Raw genomic sequence first — 23,738 nt, 5'->3', positions numbered from 1 at the left:
GAACGGCGAAGGGCGTGCGTCCGGTCCGCTCAGGCGGCGGGCCGCGGCAGCCCGGGCAGCAGGGCCGCCGTCGCCGGCCCGACGCCGAGGACGACCGCCGCGGTGAGGTCGGCGGGGGTGTCGACGTCGCGGCGCAGACCGGGCCAGTCGCCGGCCAGCGCCGCGGCGCCGGTGGCGGCGTGCGCGGCGGCCGAGCCCCGGCCGAAGCGCGGGTCCAGCGGCACCCCGGCCGCCGCCAGCAGCGTCGTCCCAGTGCCGGCGGCGTCGGCCACGAAGCACCGCGGCACGGCCGCCGCCGCGGCGAGCGCGGCCGCCAGCTCCGCGGGGCGCAGCGCCGGCAGGTCGGAGGAGAGGGCGGCGACGGCGCCGGTGGCCGCCGTCCGCGCGCCGTGGACGAGTGCGGGGTTCAGGCCGCGGTCGGGCACGTCGGGCACGGTCCGCGCACCCAGCGCCCGCACGGTCGCGGCGGCGCGCTCGTCGTCGGTCACGACGACGACGTCGGCCACCGCCGGGCAGGCGCGGGCCGCGGCGACGGTGTCGGCCAGCAGGGCGAGCACCAGCTCGGCGTGCAGGCCGCCGTCGGCGGGGCCGCCGGTGAGCGGCCGCAGGCGGGTCTTGGCCGCGCCGAGCCGCTTCGCCGGGACGACCAGGGACCAGCGCACGGTCCCATGTGAGCACACCCCGACCGGTGCCCGGACGCCGCCGCAGACCCCGGTGCGATCATGTGCGGGTGGTTCCGACCGAGCGGAGGGGGTGCCGGTGACCGAGGACCAGTCCGCCGGGGCGCAGCACCGGGCCCGGGCCCTGCACGAGCGGGGCCGGCTGCCGTGGTCGCTGAAGCTGGCGGTCGTCGTCATCCACCCGGTCGCCTCCCTGCTGTTCCGGCTGCGCTACCGGCACGGTGAGCGGCTGCCCCGCACCGGGCCGGTGCTGCTCGTGGCCAACCACGTCTCGGTGCTCGACCCGCTGGCCTGCGCCCGGCTGGTCTACGACCACGGGCGGATCCCGCACTTCCTGGCCAAGGAGGCGGTGTTCAAGGGGCTGGCCGGCCGGATCCTGCGTGACGCCGGGCAGATCCCCGTGGCCCGCGGCTCGTCGGAGGCCAAGGGGTCGCTCGCGGCTGCCGTGGCCGACCTCGAGGCGGGCAACGTCGTGGTGATCTACCCGGAGGGCTCGGTCACCCGCGACGAGCGCTGGTGGCCCATGCAGGCCCGCACCGGCGTGGCCCGGCTGGCGCTCACCACCGACGCCGTCGTGCTGCCCGTGGCGCAGTGGGGGCCGCAGCGGGTGCACGACTACCACACCAAGCAGCTGCGCCTGCGCCCGCGCACGCCCACCGAGTACTCCCTCGGCGAGCCGGTCGACCTCGGCGCGCTGCGGGCGGAGGTGCGCGCCGGCCGGCCGCTGACCCCCGAGCTGCTGCGGGAGACGACCGACCTCATCATGGGGCGGGTGCGTGACCTCCTGGCCGAGCTGCGCGGTGAGCCGGCGCCCCCGGGCTTCGCCGCCCGCCCGCGACGGCGGCTGTCCGGCGACGTGCCGGGGAGCGCCGCGTGAGCGGTCCCGAGCGCTCCGGCCGCGGCACCCGCGCCGCCGTCCTGGGTGCCGGGTCCTGGGGGACGACGTTCGCCAAGGTGCTCGCCGACGCCGGCTGCACGGTGTCGCTGCACGCCCGCCGTCCCGAGCTGTGCCAGGCCATCACCGAGACGGGGGAGAACCCCGACTACCTGCCCGGCGTCAAGCTGCCCGGCTCGCTGACGGCGACCACCGACGCGGCGCAGGCCCTCGACGGCGCCGACGTCGTCGTGCTCGCCGTCCCCTCCCAGTCGCTGCGGGACAACCTGCTGGCCTGGACGCCGCTGCTGCCGCCCGACTCGACCCTCCTGTCGCTGATGAAGGGCGTCGAGCTCGGCAGCACCAAGCGCATGAGCGAGGTCATCCGCGAGGTCACCGGCGCCGGGCCCGACCGGGTGGCCGCGCTGTCGGGGCCCAACCTGGCCCGCGAGATCGCCGAGGAGCAGCCGGCGGCCACGGTCATCGCCTGTCCCGACGTCGAGCGCGCCGAGGCGGTGCAGGCCGCCTGCCACACGCCGTACTTCCGGCCCTACACCAACCGCGACCTGGTCGGCTGCGAGTTGGGCGGCGCGGTGAAGAACGTGATCGCGCTGGCCTGCGGCATGGCCGAGGGCATGGGGTTCGGCGACAACACCCGCGCCTCGCTCATCACGCGCGGGCTGGCCGAGACCGCCCGGCTCGGCACCGCCCTCGGCGCGGAGCTGACCACCTTCGCCGGGCTGGCCGGACTCGGCGACCTGGTGGCCACCTGCAGCTCGCCGCTGTCGCGCAACCGGACCTTCGGGGAGCGGCTCGGCCGCGGGATGTCGCTGGAGGAGGTCCAGCGCACCACCCGGCAGGTGGCCGAGGGCGTCAAGAGCTGCCGCCCGGTGCTGGAGCTGGCCCGCGCGCACGACGTCGACGTGCCGCTCACCGAGGCGGTCGTGCGGGTGTGCCACGAGGGCGTGTCCGCGGCGCAGATCGTCAAGGAGATCATGTCCCGGGAAGCCAAGCCCGAGTGAGCGACCGGCCCGGGGACGGCGCCGGGGCGGCCCTCCCGGCCGGGTGGGGCGACGGCACCCGCTCGGTGCGCGCCGGTGACCTGCCCCCGGTGCCCGGCACGCCGCTGCGCCCCTCGCCGGTGTTCGCCGCCCCCTTCCACCTCGGCGACCTCCCGCCGCGGGCCGGCGGCGCCGACGCCTACGCCCGCACCGAGCACCCCACGTACCGGGCGTTCGAGACGGCGGTCGGCGAGCTCGACGGTGGCCGCTGCCTGTCCTTCGCCAGCGGGATGGCGGCGGTCGGCGCGGCGGTGATGGCCCTGGTCTCGGCGGGGGACCGGCTGGTGCTGCCCGCCGACGGCTATTACGCCACCCGTCTGCTGGCCCGCGACGAGCTGGCGCGGCTCGGCGTGCGCGTCGAGTACGTGCCCACCGTCGAGATGGACGACCTCGCCGCCCGCGGGGACCTCGACGGCGCACGCATGGTGCTCCTCGAGACGCCCAGCAACCCGCACCTCGACGTCTGCGACGTGGCCGCCGTCGCCCGGGCCACCCGGGCCGCCGGCGCGCTGCTCGCCGTCGACAACACCACCGCCACCCCGCTGGGGCAGCGGCCGCTGGCCCTGGGCGCCGACCTCAGCATCGGCGCCGACACCAAGGCGCTCACCGGGCACAGCGACCTGCTGCTCGGCCACGTCAGCACCGCCTCCGACGAGCTGTACGACCGGGTCAAGGGCTGGCGCGACCACACCGGCGCGACGCCGGGGGCCTTCGACGCGTGGCTGGGCCACCGGTCGATGAGCACGCTGGACCTGCGACTGGCCCGCCAGGCGGCCACCGCCGCGGAGGTGACGGCGGTGCTCGCCGACCACCCGGCCGTGACCGGCGTGCGCTGGCCGTGGCGGCCCGGGGACCCCTCCCACGCGCTGGCCACGCGCCAGATGCTGCGGCCGAACGGGGTGGTCTCCGCCGAGCTGGCCGACGAGGACGCGGTGTCCCGCTTCCTGGCCGCCGGCCGGCTGTGGACGGCGGCGACCAGCTTCGGCGGCGTGCACAGCACCGTCGACCGGCGGGCGCAGTGGGGCGGGGACGCCGTCCCGGCCGGGTTCCTGCGGTTCTCCTGCGGCGTCGAGGACACCGCCGACGTCGTCGCCGACCTCGTCACCGCTCTCGACGCCGCCGGCTGAGGGCGGCGGCCTCAGCTGCTGCGCGCGGCGCTGCGGGCCGCCGAGCGCCGGCGGGCGGCGGCCCGTGCGGTCAGCCAGCCGCTGATCGCGACGTAGTAGCCGATGTAGCCCAGGGACAGGACGAGGACCGCCGGGTGCGGGTCGGGCAGCTGGGCGAGCAGCACGGCGTAGGTGACCAGCCAGACGGCGGTCAGCGCCAGGCTCAGGCTGCGCAGCGCCTCGGTGCGCGAGGGGTAGAGGTAGCGCACCGGCACGAACACCAGCACCGAGCAGACGATCAGCAGCGCCGCCACGACCGGTTGGGACAGGTCCAGGACGACGACGTAGAAGGCGACGACGTTCCAGTAGCTCGGGAAGCCGAGGAAGGTGTGGTCGTCGGTCTTCGCGTCGACCCGGCAGAACTGGTAGCTGGAGGCCAGCAGCGGCAGCGCGGCCAGCACCCACCCGAGCGGGCCCTCGGGCAGCGCGCCGGTGGTCCACAGCAGCACGACGGGGGCGAAGGCGTAGGTCAGGTAGTCGACGATGTTGTCGAGCAGGGCGCCGTCGAACCAGGGGATGGTCTCCTTGACCCGCGCGCGCCGGGCCAGCATCCCGTCGGTGCCGTCGATGACCAGGGCGGCCAGGCCGATCCACAGCGCGGTGACCGCGTCGCCGTCCAGCGCGGCGAGCACCACCAGCAGCGCCAGCACCGAGCCGAGGGCGGTGTAGACGTGCACGGCCGCGCCGGCGACCCGCAGCGGGAGCGGGAACGGGCGCGCAGGAGCAGCCCCGTGCTCGTCGTCCCCCTGCTGAGCCGTCGTCGCCGGAGGTCGGGGGTCCACCGGAGGGGCCGCGTTCTCCCGCATCGCGTCGAGGCTCCCACACCGGCGGTGTGTCGGCCCTCCGGGAGACGCCGGACGCGCGGAGGACGTCCACTAGGGTCGGCCGCGATGAGCGGGACAGGCAGGGTGCGCGTCGCGGTCGTGTTCGGGGGGCGCAGCGCCGAGCACGCGATCTCCTGCGTCTCCGCCGGGAGCGTCATGGCGGCGCTGGACCCCGATCGCTACGAGGTGGTGCCGGTCGGCATCGCGCGCGACGGCCGCTGGGTGCTGCCCGACCCCGGTCAGCGGCTGGCCATCACCGACGGGCGGCTGCCGGAGGTGACCGGCGGGACGGCGGTGTCCCTGGTCGGCGACCCGGGCGGGCGCGGCCTGGCGGTGCTCGAGCCGGCCGCCGCGATCGGCCCGGCGCTCACCGAGGTCGACGTCGTGTTCCCCGTGCTGCACGGCACCTACGGCGAGGACGGCACCATCCAGGGCCTGCTGGAGATGAGCGGCCTGCCCTACGTCGGCTCGGGGGTGTTCGCCAGCGCCGCGTCGATGGACAAGGAGCACACCAAGAAGCTCCTCGCCGCCGCGGGCCTCGCGCAGGGCGACCACGTGGTCCTGCGCGACGCCGGTGGGGCGGTGTGCGCCGACCCCGACCTGCTCACCGCGGCCGACCGCGAGCGGCTGGGGCTGCCGGTCTTCGTCAAGCCCTCGCGCGCCGGGTCCAGCATCGGCATCACCAAGGTCACCGACTGGGCGCAGTTCCCCGGGGCGGTGGCCACCGCGGCCGCCGTCGACCCGAAGGTGGTCGTGGAGGCCGCCGTCCCCGGGCGGGAGATCGAGTGCGGCGTGCTGGCCGGCCGCGACGGCGGGCGGCCCGAGGCCAGCCTGCCGGCGGAGATCCGGCTGCGGCCGGGCACCGACTGGTACGACTTCGACGCCAAGTACCTCGAGGACGCCGTCGACTTCGACGTGCCGGCCGACCTGACGCCCGAGCAGACGAGGGCGGTGCAGGAGGCCTCCTGCCGGGCCTACCTCGCGATGGACTGCCAGGGCCTGGCCCGCGTCGACTTCTTCCTCGGCACCGGCCCGGACGGCGCCGAGCGGCTGGTCGTCAACGAGGTCAACACGATGCCGGGCTTCACCCCGATCTCGATGTTCCCGCGCATGTGGGCGGCCAGCGGGGTGTCCTACCCCGAGCTGGTGGACCGGCTGGTCGCCTCGGCGCTGGCGCGCGCGGGACGGCCGGGGGACGTCCGGACCCCCCGGTGACCGCGGGCCGGCTCCCCGCGCTGCTCACCGGCGTGCTGTCCCTGGGGATCACCGCCGGCTGCACGCCCACGGTGGCCGGCACCGCCACCCCCGCGGCGGCCTCCGGGACGCCGGAGAGCGTCGAGGACCTCGGCGCCCTGGTGCTGCCCGACGTGCCCTCCGGCCTGCCGCGCATCCCCGACGCCGACCTGCAGCCCCCGGCGGGTGCCAAGACCGTCGACGACGTGGCCGGCTACGCCGACGACCCCGCCCGCGAGCGGGCGGTGCTGCGCGACTACGGCTACCGCCACGGGTGGGAGCGCTTCTGGGGGGTCACGACCGGGCCGCTGACCACCGTCTTCGTCGACCAGTTCGACGACCCCGGCGGGGCGGCGGCCTACGCCGAGGACCTCGTGGGCAACGACGCCGCGGTCTACGACGGCGTCCTGCGGCGCGACCCGGCGGACCTGCCCGAGGGGTGCAGCCTGCTGACCGTCGCCGAGGTCGACCCGGCCACCCGGCTGAGCGGGCCGGCGGCGTTCGCCTGGTGCGGGCACGGGGTGTTCAGCGTCGGGGTGACCGTGGTCTCCACCAGCGAGGAGCAGGCCACCGACGAGGTGCGCGAGGTCGTGCTCGCCCAGTTCGCCCGGCTGCCACCGGCGTGAGGCCCTCGCGCGGGCCGGCTCAGCGGGCGGGGACGGTGCCGACCAGGACGTCGCTGAGCGCGGTGACCGGCGCGCTGTCGACGTCGGCGGGCAGGGTCACCTGCACGTACACGGCGCGGTCGACCGCCGTCCACACGGTCGCCCCGGGGTCGGACTGGTCGACGTACCAGGTGACCCCGTTGATGGTGAACAGCCCCTCCCCGGGGACCAGTCCGGCCGGCTGCGGGACGCCGCAGACGAGCACGACCGGCGGCTCGCCCCAGGCGGCGGCGTAGGGCGTGTCGGAGTCGACGAGGCGGGAGGGCTCGCCGAGCAGGTCGAGGGGGATGGCCTGCAGCAGCGGCGGGCAGTGCGCGTCGGCCTCGGGGGTCGGCGGCGGCACGTCGACCGGGAGGACGGGCAGGTCCGCGCGCTGCTCCCCGGTCGTGCCGCCGACGTCGGCCACCGCGGCGGCGTCGTCCTGCTCCTCACCGCCCAGCACGTTGACCAGCACGGCCAGCACGACCAGCACCGGGACGACGACGGCGGTCGTGATCAGCGCGACCCGTCGCAGCGGGTCGGGGCGCGGCGCCGGCCCGGCGGCCGTGCCGTCCGGGGTGTCGCTCGGGGCGGGGGTGTCCTCGCTCAGCGGCTCAGATGTTGACGACGGGACAGGTCAGCGTGCGCGTGATGCCGTCGACCGACTGCACGCGGGCGACCACCAGGCGGCCCAGCTCGTCGACCGTCTCGGCCTCGGCGCGGACGATGACGTCGTAGGGGCCGGTGACGTCCTCGGCTTTCGTCACGCCGGCGATCTCGCCGATCGTGGTGGCCACCTGGGCGGCCTTGCCGACCTCGGTCTGGATCAGGATGTAGGCGTGGACCACGGGACGACCTTCCTCGGGCGGCGCTGCCGGTGCCCCGGCACCGGCGGGCGGATCGGCTCGCAACCTACCGCAGCTCCCTGGGGGGCCCGGTGACACGGCCCCGGCCGCTGGTCGGCCGCGGCGACCTCGCCGACAGCGTGCGGGTCGTCGGCGAGTTCGGGGTCATCGCCCGGGTGGTCGCCCGCGCCGGGTCGGCCGAGGCCGCCGAGGTCGGCCCGGGCGACGACGCCGCCGTGCTGCGCGTTCCCGACGGCCGGGTGGTCGCCACCACCGACGTCCTCGTGGAGGGCCGCCACTTCCGCCGCGACTGGTCCTCGGCCGAGGACGTGGGACACAAGGCCGCCGCCGCCAACCTCGCCGACGTGGCCGCGATGGGCGGGGTGGCGACCGCACTGCTGGTCGGGCTGGCCTGCCCGGCGGACACGCCCACGTCCTGGCTGGAGGGAGTCGCCGCGGGCATGGCCGCCGAGTGCGCTCCGCTGGGCGCCGCGGTGGTGGGCGGGGACACCGTCGCCTCCGCACCCGACAGCGGGTCGGTCGTCCTGTCGGTGACCGCCCTGGGCGACCTGCGCGGGCGGGCGCCGGTGCTGCGCTCGGGCGCCCGGCCCGGCGACGTCCTCGCCGTCGCCGGCCGCCTGGGCTGGTCGGCGTGCGGGCTGGCCGTCCTGCGCCGCGGGTTCAGCAGCCCGATCGCCGCGGTGGCCGCGCACCGCCGTCCGACCCCGCCCTACGCCGCCGGGCCGGCCGCCGCGGACGCCGGGGCCACCGCGATGTGCGACGTCAGCGACGGCCTGCTCGCCGACGCCGGCCACCTCGCTGAGAGCAGCCGCGTCGTGGTCGACGTCGACCGGGCCGCGCTCGTGCGGGCGGCGCTGGAGCCGCCGGGGCCGATGCAGCAGGTGGCCGCCGCGCTCGGCGTCGACCCGCTGGCATGGGTGCTCACCGGTGGCGAGGACCACGCGCTGCTGGCCACCTTCCCGGCGGGCGCCGCGCTGCCGGAGGGCTTCGTGACGATCGGGGAGGTCCGGGCGGGGGACCCGGGGGTGCTCGTGGGCGGGGAGCCGGCGGCGGCCGTCGTCACCGCCGTCGGGGCGGGGAGGGCCGGGCATGTCCACTTCGGCTGAGTCCCCCCGGGCGCAGGTGCGGCTGCGCGACGGCTCGACGGCCCTGCTGCGGGCGGTGCCCTACGACGACCCCGTGGCGCGCGCGCTCGTCGCGCGGGTGCAGCAGGAGTACGTCGCCCGCTACGGCGGGCCGGACGAGGCCGCCGTCGACCCCGCGGAGTTCGTGCCGCCGGCCGGCCTGTTCCTCGTGGCCGAGGTCGGCGGCGTGCCGGCCGGCTGCGGCGCGTGGCGGCGGCACACCGAGGGCGACGACCCGACGGTCGCCGAGGTCAAGCGGGTCTACGTGGAGCCGGCGTTCCGCCGCCGGGGACTGGCGCAGGTGCTGGTGGCCGCGCTGGAGGACTCGGCCCGCCGCGCCGGGTACCGCTCGGTGGTCCTCAACTCCGGTGACCGGCAACCCGAGGCGATCGCGCTCTACGAGGGCCTGGGGTACGGGCCCGTCGCCGGGTACGGCATCTACGCCGGCGGGCCGGGCGCGGTGTTCCTGGGCAAGCGGCTGAGCGGGCCGGCGGACGAGAGCGAGGAGCGGGCATCGTGAGGGTGGACGGCGTGAGGGCGGGCGTCGTGACGATCTCCGCGTCCTACGGCGCGGGCGGCCCGGAGGTGGGCCCGGCCGTGGCCGAGCGGCTCGGCCTGCCGTTCCACGACCGCGCGATCCCGGCGCAGGTCGCCGGGCGGCTGGGCGTCTCGCAGGACGACGCCGAGGCCAACGACGAGCGGGTGGTCCGCGGCCTGTGGCGGCTGGTGGCCTCGCTCGGCGCCATGCCCGACCCGGTGGGCGGCGTGGTGCCCGTGCCCCCGCAGCCCGACGAGCGGGCCTACCGGCAGCACACCGAGGAGGTGCTGCACGAGATCGCCGACGGCGCGGGCGGCGTCGTCCTCGGCCGGGCGGCGGCCCTGGTGCTGCGCGACCGGGGCGACGCGCTGCACGTCCGGCTCGACGGGCCACCGGAGGCGCGGCTGCGGGCGGCGGTGGAGCGCTACGGGCGCCCGGAGGACGAGCTGCGGCGGGAGATGCAGGCCAACGACCGGACGCGGGAGGCCTACGTGCGGCACTTCTACCGCTGCGACCCGGCGGCGGCGCAGCACTACCACCTCGTCGTCGACGGGACGGCGCTGCCGCTGGGCACCGTCGCCGACCTCGTCGTCGCCGCGGCGCGGGCCCGGGGGATCGGGGCGGACTGACGCCGCTGCCCCGGCGGCGGCGCCCGGCCGCGGCACGGCGCCGATCAGGTGCACCTGCCGCAGGTCGGGGCGGGAGGGGTCGACGGCGACCCGGGAGCGGTGCTGCACGGTCGCGCCGGCGTGCGCGTCACCGGCCACGCCCAGGCCCTCGACCGGGCGCACCGCCGGGACCACGGCCTCGCCGAACCGGTGCTCGCCGTCGCGGCTGACCGCGACGACCCCTCCCGGCGACAGGAAGGACCCCGGAGGTCAGCTGACCTCCGGGGTCCGCCCGGCCGTGGCCGGGGTGCGCTCGGCGGGCCCGCGACCGGGCGCCACCCGGCGCGTTATGCGCGGACGACCTTGCCCGCGCGGATGCACGAGGTGCAGGCGTTGATGCGGCGGCGGTTGCCGGGGGCGACCAGCGCCCGCACCGACTGGATGTTCGGGTTCCAACGGCGCGGCGTGCGGCGGTGCGAGTGCGACACCGACATACCGAAACCGGGCCCCTTGCCACAGACATCGCACACGGCAGCCACGGTGGATCACTCCCAGAGGTTCGTTTATCGAGACGGCGGCGCACGGAGGCGACCGCGAGACCGTCCGTCAGTCTAACCGCTCGCCCGCGGGACCGTCGCCGAGGCCGCAGGGGCCGCCGTCCGCCGGGTGCGCGGCGGACGGGGCCGTCGGTGTCCGCAGGTACATTCCGGCCGTGCTGGAGGCGCTCGACGACGCCGCGGTCGGCCGGTGGTGCCGGGCCGCGGTCACGGCGCTGTCCGCCGGCCGGGACGCGCTCGACGAGCTCAACGTCTTCCCCGTGCCCGACGGTGACACCGGCACCAACCTGCTGCTCACCGCGCAGGCCGCCGTGGCGGCCCTCGACGACGCCGGTGCCGGCGGGAGCGAGCCGGCCTGGGCGGTGCTCGCCCGGGGCGCGGTCCTCGGCGCCCGCGGCAACAGCGGCACGATCCTCGCCCAGCTGCTGCGCGGCCTGTCCGACCACCTGGCCGGCGAGCCGCCCGCCGACGGCCCGGTGCTCGCCGCCGCGCTGCAGAAGGCCGCCGACGGCGCCTACACCGCCGTCGCCGACCCCGAGGAGGGCACCTTCCTCACCGTCGCGCGGGCGGGCGCCGAGGCGGCCGGGGCCGCCGTCGCCGCGGGCCGCACCGCGCTCGCCGACGTCGTCGTGGCCGCGGCCGACGGTGCGCGGGCCGCGCTGGAGGCCACCCCCGCGCAGCTCGACGTCCTCCGCGACGCCGGGGTGGTCGACGCGGGGGGCGCCGGCCTGTGCCTGGTCCTCGACGCGCTGGTCACCACGGTCACCGGCGTGGAGCCCGCGCGCCCGGCGCTGCGCACCCGCCCGGCCCGGCGCAGCGACCCCGGGCACACCCCGCACCAGCCCCCGCCCGGCCCGGGCAGCGAGGTGCAGTACCTGCTGGCCGACTCCGGCGAGGCCGCCGTCGCCCGGCTGCAGACCCGGCTGGCCGCCCTCGGCGACAGCCTGGTCGTCGTCGGCGTCGACACCCCGGCCGGCCGGCAGTGGAACGTGCACGTGCACACCAGCGACGTCGGCGGCGCCATCGAGGCCGGCATCGAGGCCGGCCGCCCGCACGGCATCACCGTCACCCCGCTGGCGCCGGTCCTCCCCGCCGCCCCGGTGCCCGGCCGCCGCGCCGTCGTGGCGATCGTCCCCGGCGACGGCCTGGCGGAGCTGTTCACCGGCGAGGGCGTCCGGGTGGTCACCTGCGGGCCCGGCGGTGTCACCGAGGACGAGGTGCTCGCCGAGGTGGTGGCCTCCGCCGCCGCCGAGGTCGTCCTGCTCCCCAACGACCCCACGCTGACCCCCGCGGCGTCCCGGGCCGCCGACCGCGCCCGCGACCTCGGCCGCGACGTCGCCGTCGTGCCGACCCGCTCCCCGGTGCAGGGCCTGGCCGCCGTCGCCGTCGCCGACCCCGCCCGCCGCTTCGGCGACGACGTCGTCGGCATGGCCGAGGCCGCGGCCGCCACCCGCTGGGCCGAGGTGACCGTCGCCGAGCAGGAGGCCCTCACCAGCGCCGGCCCGTGCCGCCCCGGCAACGTGCTCGGCTCGGCCGAGGGCGACGTCGTGGTGGTGGGCGCCGACCTCGCCGTCGTCGCCTGCGACCTGCTCGACCGGCTGCTGTCGGCCGGCGGGGAGATGGCCACCCTCCTCGTCGGCGCCGACGCCGCGCTCGGCGACGCCGTCTGCGCGCACCTGGCCACCGCCCACCGGACGGTCGAGGTCGTCCGCTACGACTCCGGGGCGGCGATCCCGCTCCAGGCAGGGGTGGAGTGACGTGGCGGTCACCCTCGACACCGACCTCTCCCGCGTCCTCGGCGCCAAGACCGCCCGGGCGATGGCCGACTCCCTCGACCTGCGCACCGTCCGCGACCTGCTGCGCCACTACCCGCGCCGCTACGCCCGGCGCGGCGAGATGACCAGGCTCGACGACCTGCAGGTCGGCGACCGCGTCACCGTGCTCGCCCAGGTCCGCCGGGTCACCACGCGGAGGATGCGCAACCGGCCCGGCTCCCTCACCGAGGTCACCGTCGGCGACGGCGCGGGGGAGATGCAGCTGGTCTTCTTCAACCGGAAGCACGGCCAGCTCCGCGAGGGCGCCTGGGGGCTGTTCGCCGGGACGGTCGGGGAGTACCGGCGGAGCAAGCAGTTCGCCCACCCCGACTTCCACCTCATCAGCGGTGACGACGACGAGGACTGGGCGCGCGCGCTCATCCCGATCTACCCGGCCAGCAAGGACGTCTCCAGCTGGGTGGTGCAGAAGTCGGTCAAGCTGCTGCTCGACGCCGCCGGCGGTTTCGGCTTCGTCGACGACCCGCTGCCCGAGGACCTGCGCGCCCGCCACGGCCTGCTCAGCCTCCCGGCGGCGCTGCTCGACGTCCACCGGCCCACCTCGCAAGCCGACGTCGAGCGGGCCGAGGACCGGCTCAAGTGGGACGAGGCGATCACCCTGCAGCTCGTCCTCGCCGCTCGCCGCCGCGCCGCCTCCCTGGAGCCCGGCACCGCCCGCCCGCGCCGACCCGGCGGCCTGCTCGACGCCGTCGACGCCGCGCTGCCCTTCACCCTCACCGAGGGTCAGCGCGAGGTGGGGGAGGAGCTGGCCGCCGAGCTCGACAGCGACCGGCCCATGCACCGCCTCCTGCAGGGCGAGGTCGGCTCGGGCAAGACCGTCGTCGCGCTGCGCGCCATGGCCCAGGTCGTCGACGCCGGCGGCCAGGCCGCGCTGCTGGCCCCCACCGAGGTCCTGGCCGCCCAGCACGCGCGCAGCATCGCCGGCATGCTCGGCCCGCTCGCCCGCGCCGGCGAGCTCGACGGCGACCCCGCGGGCACGGAGGTCGTGCTGCTCACCGGCTCGCTCAAGGCCGCCGCCCGCCGCACCGCCCGCGCGGCGGTCGCCGACGGCAGCGCCGGCATCGTCGTCGGCACCCACGCGCTGCTCCAGGAGGGCGTCGACTTCGCCGACCTCGGCCTGGTCGTCGTCGACGAGCAGCACCGCTTCGGCGTCGAGCAGCGCGACGCCCTGCGGGCCAAGGGCAACCGGCCGCCGCACGTGCTCGTCATGACCGCCACGCCGATCCCGCGCACCGTCGCGATGACCGTCTACGGCGACCTGGAGACCTCCGTCCTGCGGCAGCTGCCCAGCGGCCGCGGCGGCGTGGCCAGCTCGGTGGTGCCGGTCAGCGACAAGCCGGCGTGGCTCGACCGGGCGTGGGAGCGGCTGCGCGAGGAGGTCGCCGCCGGCCGGCAGGCCTACGTCGTCTGCCCGCGCATCGGCGACGACGACACCGGCAGCGCCGAGACCGACGCCCCCGAGGACGCCGACGGCGCCCCGGACGACGACGCCGGCGGGAACGGCGACCGCCGCCCGCCGCTGGCCGTCCTCGACGTCGCCGAGGGGCTGCGCGAGGGGCCGCTGGCCGGCCTGCGCATCGACGTCCTGCACGGGCGGCTGACGCCCGAGGACAAGGAGGCCCGCATGCGCGCCTTCGCCGCCGGGGAGACCCAGGTCCTGGTGGCCACCACGGTCGTCGAGGTCGGCGTCGACGTGCCCAACGCCACGGTGATGGTGGTCATGGACGCCGACCGCTTCGGCGTCAGCCAGCTGCACCAGCTGCGCGGCCGGGTCGCCCGGGGGAGGCACCGGGGGCTGTGCCTGCTGGTCACCGAGGCCCGGGAGACGACGGCGACCGGTCACCGGCTGGCCGCCGTCGCGGGCACCTCCGACGGCTTCGAGCTCGCCCGCCTGGACCTCGAGACCCGCCGCGAGGGCGACGTCCTCGGCGCCGCCCAGTCCGGCCGGCGCTCGACGGTGAAGCTGCTGTCCCTGCTGGAGGACGAGGAGCTCATCGCCGCCGCCCGCGCGGAGGCCACCGCGCTGCTGGCCACCGACCGCGGCCTGGCCGACCACCCGGGCCTGGCCGCCGAGGTCGCCGCGCTGGCCACCGACGAGCGCGCGACCTACCTCGAGAAGGCCTGAGGGAGGCGGGCGGGTGACGAGGCTGATCTCCGGCGTCGCCCGGGGACGGCGGCTGAAGGTGCCGCCGAGCGGCGTCCGGCCCACCGGCGACCGCGCCCGCGAGGGGTTGTTCAACAGCCTGGGCAGCCTGCTCGACCTCGACGGCGCCACCGTGCTCGACCTCTACGCGGGCTCCGGCGCGCTGGGCCTGGAGGCGCTCTCGCGCGGTGCCGACGCGGCGGTGTTCGTGGAGAACGGCCCGCGGGTGCTGCCGGTGCTGCGCGGCAACGTCGCCACGGTCGGCCTGCCCGGGGCCCGCGTCGTGGCCGGTCCCGTGCGCGCCGTCGTGTCCGGCCCGCCGCCGGCGCGCTTCGACCTGGTGCTCGCCGACCCGCCGTACTCGACGTCCGCCGGCGAGGTGCGCCACGTCCTGTCCGCGCTGGTGGCGGGGGAGTGGCTGGCGCCCGGGGCCGTGGTCGTCGTGGAGCGGCCGGCGCGCGGGGAGCCGGAGGAGTGGCCGACACCCCTGGAGGGGATCCGCGACCGGCGCTACGGGGAGGCCCTGCTCCGGTACGGTCGGTTCCCGTGAGGCGAGCGGTCTGTCCCGGGTCGTTCGACCCGGTCACCAACGGCCACGTGGACGTCATCAACCGCGCCGCCGCGCTGTACGACGAGCTGGTCGTGGCCGTGCTGGTCAACCCCGGGAAGGCCGGCCTGTTCACCGTCGACGAGCGCATGGAACTGCTGCGCGAGGCGGTGGCCGAGCTGCCGAACGTCGTCGTCGACAGCTTCAGCGGACTGCTGGTCGACTACTGCCTCAGCCACGACATCCCGGTGGTGGTCAAGGGCCTGCGCGCCGTCGGGGACTTCGAGTACGAGCTGCAGATGGCGCAGATGAACCGGGAGCTGGCCGGCGTCGAGACGCTGTTCGTGCCCACGGCGCCGCAGGTCGGGCACCTGTCCTCGAGCCTGGTCAAGCAGATCGCCACCTTCGGCGGCGACGTGTCGCGGCTGGTGCCCAAGGGCGTGCTCGACCGGCTCCTGGCGCAGCAGGAGGCAGCGACACAGGACGCCGCGCAGCCGGACGCGGCGCAGCAGGACGGCGGCCGACCGTGACGGAGGTCGTCTACCGGCTCTACGAGGTCGTCGACGAGCTCAGCCGGGTCATCGAGAGCGCCCGCAGCGTGCCGATGTCGGGCTCGTGCATGGTCCCGCGCGACCACCTGCTCGACCTGCTCGACGACCTGCGGGAGAACCTCCCCGAGGAGGTGCACGCCGCCGGCGCGATCGTCGAGCAGCGCACCGAGATCCTCGAGCAGGCCCAGGCCGAGGCCGAGCAGCTGACCGGCCGCACCCGCGAGGAGGCCGACCGGCTGGTGGCCGCCGCGCGCCGTCAGCGCGAGGAGGTCATCGGCACCGCCCGGCGGCAGCGTGACGAACTGCTCACCCAGGCGCAGGCCGAGGCCGAGGAGCTGCTCGCCCAGGCCGAGGCCGAGGCCGACCGGCTGCTCGGGGAGGCGCAGGCCCACCACGAGGCGCTGCTCGCCGACGCCCGGGCCCAGCAGGCCGAGATCCTCGCCGCCGCCCAGGCCGAGCACGACCGGCTGGTCACCGAGACCGAGGTCTACCGCGGCGCGGTCAGCCGCTCCGACGAGCTCGGCGCCCAGACGGTGGCCGAGGTCAACCGGATGCGCGCCGAGGTCGACGAGTACGTCGACACCCGGCTGGCCGACTTCGGCACCACCCTGGAGCGGATGCTGCGCTCGGTGGAGAAGGCCCGCTCGACGCTGCGCGACTCCTGAGCCCGCGACGATCAGGTGACCTGATCGTCGCGCGTCCTCCCCGACGTCCCACGGTCGGGGAGGACACCGCACGGTCGGGGAGGACACCGCACGATCAGGGACCCTGGTCATCGCGTCCTCCCGTGGGCACCTGCGGGGACTCCCGCTGCGGCGGACGGCGTCGTCGGGGGATCGGGTAGTCTCGGGTGCTGGTCCACCGGTGACCTCCCCGGGCCGGATCCCCCCACTGACGACCGCGAGTACTGACATGCCTGCCGCACCGCACCGCTCAGGCGCCGCGTCCACGGACGCCCGGCGTCCCACCGTCAACCCCTGGGCCGTCGAACTGCGCGAGCTCGGCCGCCGGGCCGGCTCGATGCAGGAGCTCGACCGCACCGTGCCCGCGCCCCCGGACTGGCGGCTCGAGCTGATCGGCGTCCCCGAGGGGGCGCCGGTGCACCTGCGGCTGCGGCTGGAGTCGGTGATGGAGGGCGTGCTGGTCTCCGGGGACGTCGAGGTCCCGGTCGAGGGCCAGTGCGCCCGGTGCCTCGACCCGGTCCGGGACACCCTCGGGCTCGACGTCCAGGAGCTCTACGCCTACCCGGGCAGCACCACCGAGGCCACCAGCGAGGAGGACGAGGTCCGCCTCGTCGAGGGCGAGCGGATCGACCTGGAGCCGATGGTCCGCGACACCGTGGTCCTGGCCCTACCGCTCTCGCCCACCTGCACCGAGGACTGCGCGGGCCTGTGCTCGGGCTGCGGACAGCGCCTCGACGACCTGCCGGCCGACCACTCGCACGAGCTGCTCGACCCCCGCTGGGCCGGGCTCGCCGGCTTCGCCACCACCGGAGCGGTCACCGACCGTCCGGACGACCCTGAGGAGAACTGACCGTGGCCGTCCCGAAGCGGAAGATGTCCCGCGCCAACACCCGCGCCCGCCGGTCGCAGTGGAAGGCGAGCGCCCCCACGCTCACCCCCTGCCCGAACCGTGCCTGCGGTCAGCTCAAGCCGCCGCACCAGGCCTGCCCGAACTGCGGCCAGCACGCCGGCCGCCAGGTCCTCTCGGTCTGACCCGGCCGGACGTGGGCAGCGCCGTCTCCCGCACCCCGGTCGTGCCGGACGGCGCGCCCGCGGGTCAGGCGCACGCCGACCGCGCGGCCGCCTGGCTGCTCGACGCCCTGGGCGTCGAGCTGCCCGGCGGCCTGCTGGCCCTGGCGCTGACCCACCGCTCCTACGCCTACGAGCACGGCGGCCTGCCGACCAACGAGCGCCTGGAGTTCCTGGGCGACTCGGTGCTCGGCCTGGTCGTCACCGACGAGCTCTACCGCAGCCAGCCCGACCTGCCCGAGGGCCGGCTGGCCAAGCTGCGCGCCTCGGTGGTCAACATGACCTCCCTGGCCGGGGTCGCCCGGCGGCTCGGGGCCGGCGGGCTGGGCCCGCACCTGCTGCTGGGCCGCGGCGAGGAGACCACCGGCGGGCGCGAGAAGGACTCGATCCTCGCCGACGCGCTCGAGGCGCTGATCGGCGCGGTGCACCTGGGCCTGGGCCTCGACGTCGCCAGCGCCCTGGTGCACCGCCTGTTCGACCCGCTGCTGCGCGAGGCGGCCACGCGGGGCGCGGGCCTGGACTGGAAGACCAGCCTGCAGGAGCTCGGGGCCGCCCGCGGCCTCGGTGCGCCGGTCTACGACGTCTCCGACGAGGGTCCGCCGCACGCCAAGACGTTCACCGCCGCGGTGTCGCTCGCCGACGTCGTCCGCGGTCGCGGCACCGGCCGCACCAAGAAGGCCGCCGAGCAGGAGGCCGCCGAGGCCGCCTGGCTGGCGATCTCGGCCGGGAGCTGACCGTGCCAGAGCTGCCCGAGGTCGAGGTGGTGCGGCGCGGCCTGGAGCGCTGGGTCGCCGGGCGCACCGTGGCCGCCGTCGAGGTGCACCACCCGCGCGCGGTCCGCCGGCACCTCGAGGGCGCCGACGACTTCACCGCCGCGCTGACCGGCCGCACCCTCACCGCCGCCCACCGCCGCGGCAAGTACCTGTGGCTGCCCGTGGCCGAGGCGGACGGCAGCCCGACCGGCCGGGCGCTCGTCGCGCACCTGGGCATGAGCGGCCAGCTGCTGGTGGAGAAGCCCGCGCAGCCCGACGAGACCCACCTGCGGGCCCGGTTCACCTTCACCGACGGCGGCCGCGAGCTGCGCTTCGTCGACCAGCGCACCTTCGGCGGCCTGGTCGTGGAGGACGCCCCCGGCGGGGACGACATCCCACCCCGGCTGGCGCACATCGCCGTCGACCCGCTCGACCCCTCCTTCGACGAGGCCGGCTTCAGCGCCGCGCTGCGCCGGCGGCGCACCGAGGTCAAGCGCGCCCTGCTCGACCAGACGCTCGTCGGCGGCGTCGGCAACATCTACGCCGACGAGTCGCTGTGGCGGGCGCGGCTGCACGGCACCCGGCCCACCGACCGGCTCACCCGCGCCCAGGTCGCCGGCCTGCTCGACGGCGTCCGCAGCGTCCTCGGTGAGGCGCTGGCGCAGGGCGGCACCTCCTTCGACTCCCTCTACGTGGACGTCAACGGGCAGAGCGGCTACTTCTCGCGCTTCCTGGCCGTCTACGGCCAGGTCGACCGACCCTGCCCGCGCTGCGGCACGGCGATCGTCCGGGAGTCCTTCATGAACCGGTCGAGCTACAGCTGCCCGCGCTGTCAGCCCCGCCCCCGGGCCCGCCGGTGAGCACCGTGCGGGTGCACGCCCTCGTCTCCGGCGTGGTGCAGGGCGTCGGCTACCGCTGGTTCGTGCGCGGCCTGGCCGACACCGCGGGCCTGTCGGGGTGGGCGCGCAACCTGCCCGACGGCCGCGTCGAGGTGGAGCTGGAGGGCCCGGAGGACGACGTCCGCGCCGTCGTCGCCGCGCTCGACGGCCGTCGCGCGCCCGGCTCGGTCACCGGCGTGGTGCACGAGGAGCGCCCGGTGCAGGGGGGATCGGGCTTCACCACCGCGTGACGAAGACGACATCCCCCCGACACGGCGGGTGTCCCGTCCTGCCGTTGACCTGCGTGTCGGTGGGTGTCACCCTTGAGGCACCGAGCCCGCGCCGACCACGTCTGGGGCGCTGGGCACCCCTCGAGCTGTGAGAGGCCGTTTCGCCATGGCCAAGGCCCTGTTCGGTTCCGTCGTGTCGGGCGCGGAGCTCCGCGTACTCGAGGAGAACGCGGTGCTGCGGGCCCGGGTGCGCCGGCTGGAGCGCGAGCTCGAGCAGCTGCGCACCCAGCGCGACGCGGCCCGCGACGCCGCCATAGCCTCCGAGCTGCTCAGCCTCGCCGGCGACAACGCCGAGCCCGCGCTGGCCTGAGGAAGGACCCCCTGCTCCCCGCCACTCGCAGGCTCGTGGTGGGCCCTGCAGGGGGCCGCCCGTGCACCTCTCCAGCCTGACGCTCAAGGGCTTCAAGTCCTTCGCGTCCCCGACGACGCTGCGCCTCGAGCCCGGCATCACCGCCGTCGTCGGCCCGAACGGCTCGGGCAAGTCCAACGTCGTCGATGCCATCGCCTGGGTCCTGGGCGAGCAGGGCGCCAAGAGCCTGCGCGGCGGCAAGATGGAGGACGTCATCTTCGCCGGCACCGCCGGCCGCGCCGCGCTCGGCCGGGCCGAGGTGACGCTCACGATCGACAACACCGACGGCGCCCTGCCGATCGACTACACCGAGGTCTCGGTCACCCGCCGCATGTACCGCTCCGGCGAGAGCGAGTACGAGATCAACGGCGACAAGGTGCGGCTGCTCGACGTCCAGGAGCTGCTCAGCGACGCCGGCATCGGCCGGGAGATGCACGTCATCGTCGGCCAGGGCCAGCTCGACGCCGTCCTCTCCGGCCGCCCTGAGGACCGCCGCGCCTTCGTCGAGGAGGCCGCGGGCGTCCTCAAGCACCGCAAGCGCAAGGAGAAGGCGCTCCGCAAGCTCGACGCGATGCAGGCCAACCTCGACCGGCTGGCCGACCTCACCGCGGAGCTGCGCCGCCAGCTCAAGCCGCTGGGCCGCCAGGCCGAGGTCGCCCGGCGGGCGGCCGGCGTCCAGGCCGACCTGCGCGACGCCCGTCTGCGGCTGCTCGCCGACGACCTCGTCGGCCTGCGCGACGCCCTGGACAGGGACGTCGCCGACGAGACCGCCGCCCGCGCGCGCCGGGCCGTCGTCGAGGCCGAGCTGGCCGGGGTGGCGCGCCGGGAGAGCGAGCTGGAGGCCGCACTGGCCGCCGACGCCCCGCGCCTGGGCACCGCCCAGGACACCTGGTACCGGCTCTCCTCGCTCGGCGAGCGCTTCCGCGGCGTCGCCCAGCTGGCCGCCGAGCGGCACCGCCACCTCATCGCCGCCGGCCCCGCGGCGACCGGCGGCCGCGACCCCGACCAGCTCGAGGCCGAGGCCGACCGGGTCGCGGCCACCGAGGCCGAGCTGGCCTCCGGGCTGGAGGCCGAGCGCGGCCGGCTGGCCACCGCCGTCACCGCCCGCGCGGGGCTGGAGGAGACCCTGGCCGCCGAGGAGCGCGCCTGGGTGGCCGCCACCCGCGCGCTGGCCGACCGCCGCGAGGGACTGGCCCGCCTGTCGGGCAGGGTCGCCGCCGCGCGGTCGCGCGCCGCCGCCGGGACCGCCGAGGTCGAGCGGCTGGCGCAGGCCGGCGCCGAGGCCACCGAGCGGGCCGACGCCACGCAGGCCCGACTGGCCGAGCGCCGCGCCACGGTCGCCGACGCCGACGACGAGGACGCCACGCTGGTCGCCGCGCACACCGACGCGGTCACCGCGCACACCGCCGCGGCCCGCGCGGTCACCGAGCTGGCCGACGCCGAGCGGGCCGCCGAGCGCGACCGCGCCTCCTGGGCGGCCCGCCGCGACGCGCTCGCGCTCGGGCTGGCCCCGGCCGACGGCGCCGCCGCGGTCCTCTCGGCCGGGCTGGCGGCCGTGCGGGGACCGGTCGCCGAGCGGATCACCGTCGCAACCGGCGCCGAGGTGCCGCTGGCCGCGGCGCTCGGCGGGCTGGCCGAGGCCGTCGTCGTCACCGGGGTGGCCGGGGCCGCGGCCGCGCTGGCGCACCTGCGCGAGGCCGACGCCGGGCGGGCCGGGCTGCTGGTCACCGGCGGGCCGCCCTCGCTGCCGCGGGAGGGCTGGCCGGCGCTGCCCGAGGGCCTGCGGTGGGCGCGCGACCTCGTCGAGGCGCCCGAGGAGCTGCGGCCGGCGCTGGACCGCGCGCTCGACCGCGTCGCCGTCGTCCCGAGCCTGGAGGCGGCCGGGGCGCTGGTGGTCACCCACCCCCGCGTGCGGGCGGTGACCGCCGACGGCGACCTCGTGGGCGCCGACTGGGCCACCGGCGGCTCGGCGAACACCCCGTCGAACCTGGAGGTGCGCGCCCGCGTCGACGAGGCGGGGCGCGAGCTGGCCGCCGCCGCCGAGCGCGCCGCCGACCTGGCCGACCGGCTGGCCGCCGCCCGCGAGACCGCCCGCGCCCGCTCCGCCGACGTCGACGCCGCGCTGGCCGCCCGGCAGGCCGCCGACCGCAGCCGCTCGACGCTGGCCGCGGAGCTCGCCGAGCTCGGTGCCGCGGCCCGGTCGGCGGCTGCCGAGGCGGAGCGCTCCGCGGTCGCGCAGCGGCGGGCCGAGCGGGCGCTGGAGGAGTCGGCGTCCGCGCTGGCCGAGCTGGAGGCGCGGCTGGCCGAGGCCGAGGCGGCCCCGCTGGAGGAGGAGCCCTCGCCCGAGCAGCGCGACCGGCTCCGGCTGGAGGTCACCGCCGCCCGGCAGGCCGAGACCGAGGCGCGGCTGGCCGTGCGCACCGCCGAGGAGCGCGCCCGCGCGCTGTCCGGCCGCGCCGACGCGCTGCGCCGCCAGGCCCGTCAGGAGCGGGCCGCCCGCGAGCGCGCCGCCGCCGCCCGGCTGGCCCGCCGCCGCGGGGCCGAGGTCGCCGCGCGCGTGCGGGCCGGCGCCGAGGAGGCGCTCGCCGCGCTGGTCACCTCGCTGGCCCGGGCCGCCGCCGAGCGGGACGAGCTGGCCCGGCAGCGCACCGCCCGCGAGGCCGAGCTGCTCGAGGTCCGCACGCGGGTCCGCACGGCGACGGCGGAGCTCGAGCGGCTCACCGACGAGGTGCACCGCGACGAGGTGGCCCGCGCCGAGCAGCGGCTGCGCATCGAGGCACTGGAGGAGCGGGCCGCCGAGGAGTTCGGCGTCGACCTGCCCACGCTGGTCGCCGAGTACGGGCCGGCCGCGCCGGTGCCGCCGACGCCGGCGCAGGTGGCCGCCGCCGAGGCCGCGGGGGAGCCCGAGCCGGAGCCGGTGCCCTACGACCGCGCCGTCCAGGAGCGCCGCGCCGCCCGGGCCGAGCGCGACCTGACCACCCTCGGCAAGGTCAACCCGCTGGCGCTGGAGGAGTTCGCGGCGCTGGAGGAGCGGCACACGTTCCTCGCCACCCAGCTCGAGGACCTCAGGGCCACCCGGCGCGACCTGCTCACCGTCGTCCGGGAGGTCGACGGGCGCATCCACGACGTCTTCGCCGCCGCGTTCGCCGACGTCGCCCGGGAGTTCGAGGGTGTGTTCGCCACGCTGTTCCCCGGCGGTCAGGGGCGGCTGGTGCTCACCGACCCCGAGGACATGCTCACCACCGGCGTGGAGATCGAGGCCCGCCCGCCCGGCAAGAAGGTCAAGCGGCTCTCCCTGCTGTCCGGCGGCGAGCGCTCGCTGACCGCCGTCGCCCTGCTCGTGGCGATCTTCCGCGCCCGCCCGTCGCCGTTCTACGTGCTCGACGAGGTCGAGGCCGCCCTCGACGACGTCAACCTCGGCCGGCTGCTCACCCTCGTCGAGCAGCTGCGGTCGACGTCGCAGCTGATCGTCATCACCCACCAGAAGCGGACGATGGAGATCGCCGACGCGCTCTACGGCGTGAGCATGCGCGGCGACGGCATCACCGGCGTCATCAGCCAGCGCCTGCGCGAACCCGACGCTGCGCCCGTCTGACGGCCCTCCTGCAGGGGCCCGCCGCGAGCCTGCGAGCGGTGGGGGGCAGGAGGGTCCTTCCGCTACACACCGGAGGGGACGAGCAGGTCGACGGCGAGCGGGAGGTGGTCCGAGGCGCCGCCGCCGTCGAGCACCCGCGCGCCGGCCACCTCGATGCCGGGCGTCACCCACACCTGGTCGATCCGCACGTGCGGCGCGCGCGCCGGGTGGGTCAGGCCCTCCTCGCGCTGCCAGAACCGCCACCGGGCCTGGTCGTCCCGCTCGGTGGCCAGCGCCCACGCGTCGGCGAAGGACTCGCGCAGCGGCGCCAGCTCGGGGGCGTCGGGCCCGGCGTTGAGGTCGCCGACGACGACGCCGGTCGCCATCGGCTCGGTGAACAGGTCGCGCAGCAGGACGGCCTGCTCGGCGCGCTCGGCAGCCGACCGCGTGGACAGGTGGGTGGTGGTCACCCACAGCGCGCCGCCGTCGAGCTCGACCAGCGTCCGCAGCGCGCTGCGCGGCTCGCCACCACCGGGCAGCCGGTGGACGTCGCTGACCAGGATCGGCAGCCGCGACAGCAGCGCGTTCCCGTACTGACGGCGGGGCGCCTCGCCTGGCCGCGGCTCGTCGATCGCCGGGCCCCACGCCAGCTGCATGTCCAGCGCCCGCGACAGCAGCACCGCCTGGTCGACGTCCTCGCTGCGGTCGCCGAAGTGGCTGTCGACCTCCTGCAGGCAGATGACGTCGGCGTCGGCGGCCGCGAGCACCTTCGCCAGCCGCGCGAGGTCGTGCCGGCGGTCGTCGCCCACGCCGTGGTGGGTGTTGAAGGTGACCAGGCGGACCGGGATGGGCGGCTGGTCGGGTCCGGGCGCTGGCTTGGTCACGCCCGCGAGCCT

26 protein-coding genes are annotated in these 23,738 nt (G+C 77.1%); 20 read left to right on the top strand and 6 right to left on the bottom strand.

The window, feature by feature from the left end:
- Positions 1-29: 29 nt before the first annotated feature.
- Positions 30-662: a 2-phospho-L-lactate guanylyltransferase gene (gene cofC, locus JOD57_RS06805; protein ID WP_307824525.1), complete on the bottom strand. Its 633-nt coding sequence runs from the start codon at positions 660-662 to the stop codon at positions 30-32.
- Positions 663-759: 97 nt separating this feature from the next.
- Here cofC and JOD57_RS06800 point away from each other — a divergent pair, with 97 nt between their 5' ends.
- From JOD57_RS06800 to JOD57_RS06790, 3 genes are read left to right on the top strand one after another with little or no spacing between them, the layout of a single operon-like run.
- Entirely contained in the window at positions 760-1,557 is a 798-nt protein-coding gene (locus JOD57_RS06800; RefSeq protein WP_307824524.1) for a lysophospholipid acyltransferase family protein, read from the top strand.
- Positions 1,554-2,576, top strand: a complete 1,023-nt coding sequence (locus JOD57_RS06795) for an NAD(P)H-dependent glycerol-3-phosphate dehydrogenase (protein ID WP_204691183.1) — start codon at positions 1,554-1,556, stop codon at positions 2,574-2,576. The genes JOD57_RS06800 and JOD57_RS06795 overlap by 4 nt, the downstream gene beginning before the upstream one ends.
- Positions 2,573-3,742 carry a cystathionine gamma-lyase gene (locus JOD57_RS06790; protein ID WP_204691182.1) on the top strand — a complete coding sequence of 390 codons (1,170 nt, stop codon included), beginning with the start codon at positions 2,573-2,575 and terminating at the stop codon, positions 3,740-3,742. Before JOD57_RS06795 ends, JOD57_RS06790 begins: the two co-directional genes overlap by 4 nt.
- An 11-nt stretch (positions 3,743-3,753) precedes the next feature.
- Here the strand turns inward: JOD57_RS06790 and JOD57_RS06785 are convergent, their stop codons facing one another.
- On the bottom strand, positions 3,754-4,587 hold the full coding sequence (locus JOD57_RS06785; protein ID WP_239568231.1) for a CDP-alcohol phosphatidyltransferase family protein: 834 nt from the start codon (positions 4,585-4,587) through the stop codon (positions 3,754-3,756).
- An 84-nt stretch (positions 4,588-4,671) separates the two neighbouring features.
- Between JOD57_RS06785 and JOD57_RS06780 the strand changes: the two genes are divergently transcribed.
- Entirely contained in the window at positions 4,672-5,820 is a 1,149-nt protein-coding gene (locus JOD57_RS06780) for a D-alanine--D-alanine ligase family protein (RefSeq protein ID WP_204691181.1), read from the top strand.
- Positions 5,817-6,464 (top strand): hypothetical protein, encoded by a 648-nt coding sequence (locus JOD57_RS06775; RefSeq protein WP_204691180.1) that lies wholly within the window; start codon positions 5,817-5,819, stop codon positions 6,462-6,464. Before JOD57_RS06780 ends, JOD57_RS06775 begins: the two co-directional genes overlap by 4 nt.
- 19 nt (positions 6,465-6,483) lie before the next feature.
- Here the strand turns inward: JOD57_RS06775 and JOD57_RS06770 are convergent, their stop codons facing one another.
- Both JOD57_RS06770 and JOD57_RS06765 read right to left on the bottom strand, forming a co-directional pair.
- Entirely contained in the window at positions 6,484-6,975 is a 492-nt protein-coding gene (locus JOD57_RS06770) for a DUF3515 domain-containing protein (protein WP_307824523.1), read from the bottom strand.
- Positions 6,976-7,096: 121 nt separating this feature from the next.
- Complete coding sequence (locus JOD57_RS06765) at positions 7,097-7,330, bottom strand: Lrp/AsnC ligand binding domain-containing protein (protein ID WP_204691179.1); 234 nt, start codon at positions 7,328-7,330, stop codon at positions 7,097-7,099.
- 89 nt (positions 7,331-7,419) lie between these two features.
- Between JOD57_RS06765 and JOD57_RS06760 the strand changes: the two genes are divergently transcribed.
- The 3 genes from JOD57_RS06760 to JOD57_RS06750 are packed head-to-tail and all read left to right on the top strand — an operon-like array spanning position 7,420 to position 9,639.
- Positions 7,420-8,454, top strand: a complete 1,035-nt coding sequence (locus tag JOD57_RS06760) for a thiamine-phosphate kinase (RefSeq protein WP_307824522.1) — start codon at positions 7,420-7,422, stop codon at positions 8,452-8,454.
- Entirely contained in the window at positions 8,438-8,992 is a 555-nt protein-coding gene (locus tag JOD57_RS06755; protein ID WP_204691178.1) for a GNAT family N-acetyltransferase, read from the top strand. Before JOD57_RS06760 ends, JOD57_RS06755 begins: the two co-directional genes overlap by 17 nt.
- Positions 8,989-9,639, top strand: coding sequence for a cytidylate kinase-like family protein (locus JOD57_RS06750; RefSeq protein WP_307824521.1), 651 nt, complete (start codon positions 8,989-8,991; stop codon positions 9,637-9,639). The genes JOD57_RS06755 and JOD57_RS06750 overlap by 4 nt, the downstream gene beginning before the upstream one ends.
- 326 nt (positions 9,640-9,965) lie before the next feature.
- Here JOD57_RS06750 and rpmB read toward each other — a convergent pair whose 3' ends face one another.
- On the bottom strand, positions 9,966-10,148 hold the full coding sequence (gene rpmB, locus JOD57_RS06745) for a 50S ribosomal protein L28 (RefSeq protein ID WP_425283681.1): 183 nt from the start codon (positions 10,146-10,148) through the stop codon (positions 9,966-9,968).
- A 182-nt stretch (positions 10,149-10,330) separates the two neighbouring features.
- Here rpmB and JOD57_RS06740 point away from each other — a divergent pair, with 182 nt between their 5' ends.
- The 12 genes from JOD57_RS06740 (at position 10,331) to smc (ending at position 22,863) form a co-directional block, all read left to right on the top strand.
- Positions 10,331-11,932 (top strand): DAK2 domain-containing protein, encoded by a 1,602-nt coding sequence (locus JOD57_RS06740; RefSeq protein ID WP_204691177.1) that lies wholly within the window; start codon positions 10,331-10,333, stop codon positions 11,930-11,932.
- Between the two features lies 1 nt (position 11,933).
- Positions 11,934-14,132, top strand: a complete 2,199-nt coding sequence (recG, locus tag JOD57_RS06735; protein WP_204691176.1) for an ATP-dependent DNA helicase RecG — start codon at positions 11,934-11,936, stop codon at positions 14,130-14,132.
- A 13-nt stretch (positions 14,133-14,145) separates the two neighbouring features.
- Positions 14,146-14,700, top strand: coding sequence for a 16S rRNA (guanine(966)-N(2))-methyltransferase RsmD (gene rsmD, locus JOD57_RS06730; protein WP_204691175.1), 555 nt, complete (start codon positions 14,146-14,148; stop codon positions 14,698-14,700).
- The gene (gene coaD / locus JOD57_RS06725; protein WP_204691174.1) at positions 14,697-15,227 is read left to right on the top strand and encodes a pantetheine-phosphate adenylyltransferase; all 531 of its coding nucleotides are present in this window, start codon (positions 14,697-14,699) and stop codon (positions 15,225-15,227) included. Before rsmD ends, coaD begins: the two co-directional genes overlap by 4 nt.
- Entirely contained in the window at positions 15,224-15,913 is a 690-nt protein-coding gene (locus tag JOD57_RS06720) for an SPFH domain-containing protein (RefSeq protein ID WP_204691173.1), read from the top strand. Before coaD ends, JOD57_RS06720 begins: the two co-directional genes overlap by 4 nt.
- Before the next feature lie 247 nt (positions 15,914-16,160).
- Positions 16,161-16,781: a YceD family protein gene (locus JOD57_RS06715; protein ID WP_204691172.1), complete on the top strand. Its 621-nt coding sequence runs from the start codon at positions 16,161-16,163 to the stop codon at positions 16,779-16,781.
- A 2-nt stretch (positions 16,782-16,783) separates the two neighbouring features.
- Positions 16,784-16,963: a 50S ribosomal protein L32 gene (rpmF, locus tag JOD57_RS06710; RefSeq protein WP_075014296.1), complete on the top strand. Its 180-nt coding sequence runs from the start codon at positions 16,784-16,786 to the stop codon at positions 16,961-16,963.
- An 11-nt stretch (positions 16,964-16,974) separates the two neighbouring features.
- Positions 16,975-17,733, top strand: coding sequence for a ribonuclease III (gene rnc / locus JOD57_RS06705; protein WP_307824520.1), 759 nt, complete (start codon positions 16,975-16,977; stop codon positions 17,731-17,733).
- A gap of 2 nt (positions 17,734-17,735) precedes the next feature.
- Positions 17,736-18,611: a bifunctional DNA-formamidopyrimidine glycosylase/DNA-(apurinic or apyrimidinic site) lyase gene (gene mutM / locus JOD57_RS06700; protein WP_204691171.1), complete on the top strand. Its 876-nt coding sequence runs from the start codon at positions 17,736-17,738 to the stop codon at positions 18,609-18,611.
- Positions 18,608-18,880: an acylphosphatase gene (locus JOD57_RS06695; protein ID WP_307824519.1), complete on the top strand. Its 273-nt coding sequence runs from the start codon at positions 18,608-18,610 to the stop codon at positions 18,878-18,880. Before mutM ends, JOD57_RS06695 begins: the two co-directional genes overlap by 4 nt.
- A gap of 145 nt (positions 18,881-19,025) precedes the next feature.
- Positions 19,026-19,229, top strand: coding sequence for a hypothetical protein (locus JOD57_RS06690; protein ID WP_204691170.1), 204 nt, complete (start codon positions 19,026-19,028; stop codon positions 19,227-19,229).
- Between the two features lie 61 nt (positions 19,230-19,290).
- Positions 19,291-22,863, top strand: coding sequence for a chromosome segregation protein SMC (gene smc / locus JOD57_RS06685; RefSeq protein WP_204691169.1), 3,573 nt, complete (start codon positions 19,291-19,293; stop codon positions 22,861-22,863).
- A 62-nt stretch (positions 22,864-22,925) separates the two neighbouring features.
- Here the strand turns inward: smc and JOD57_RS06680 are convergent, their stop codons facing one another.
- Positions 22,926-23,726 carry an endonuclease/exonuclease/phosphatase family protein gene (locus tag JOD57_RS06680; protein WP_204691168.1) on the bottom strand — a complete coding sequence of 267 codons (801 nt, stop codon included), beginning with the start codon at positions 23,724-23,726 and terminating at the stop codon, positions 22,926-22,928.
- Positions 23,727-23,738: the final 12 nt, after the last annotated feature.

It is taken from the genome of Geodermatophilus bullaregiensis, from assembly GCF_016907675.1.
GTDB classification, from domain to species: Bacteria; Actinomycetota; Actinomycetes; order Mycobacteriales; family Geodermatophilaceae; genus Geodermatophilus; species Geodermatophilus bullaregiensis.
Note: the sequence above shows the minus strand (reverse complement) of the source record. Positions and strands in the feature narration are given on the sequence as shown.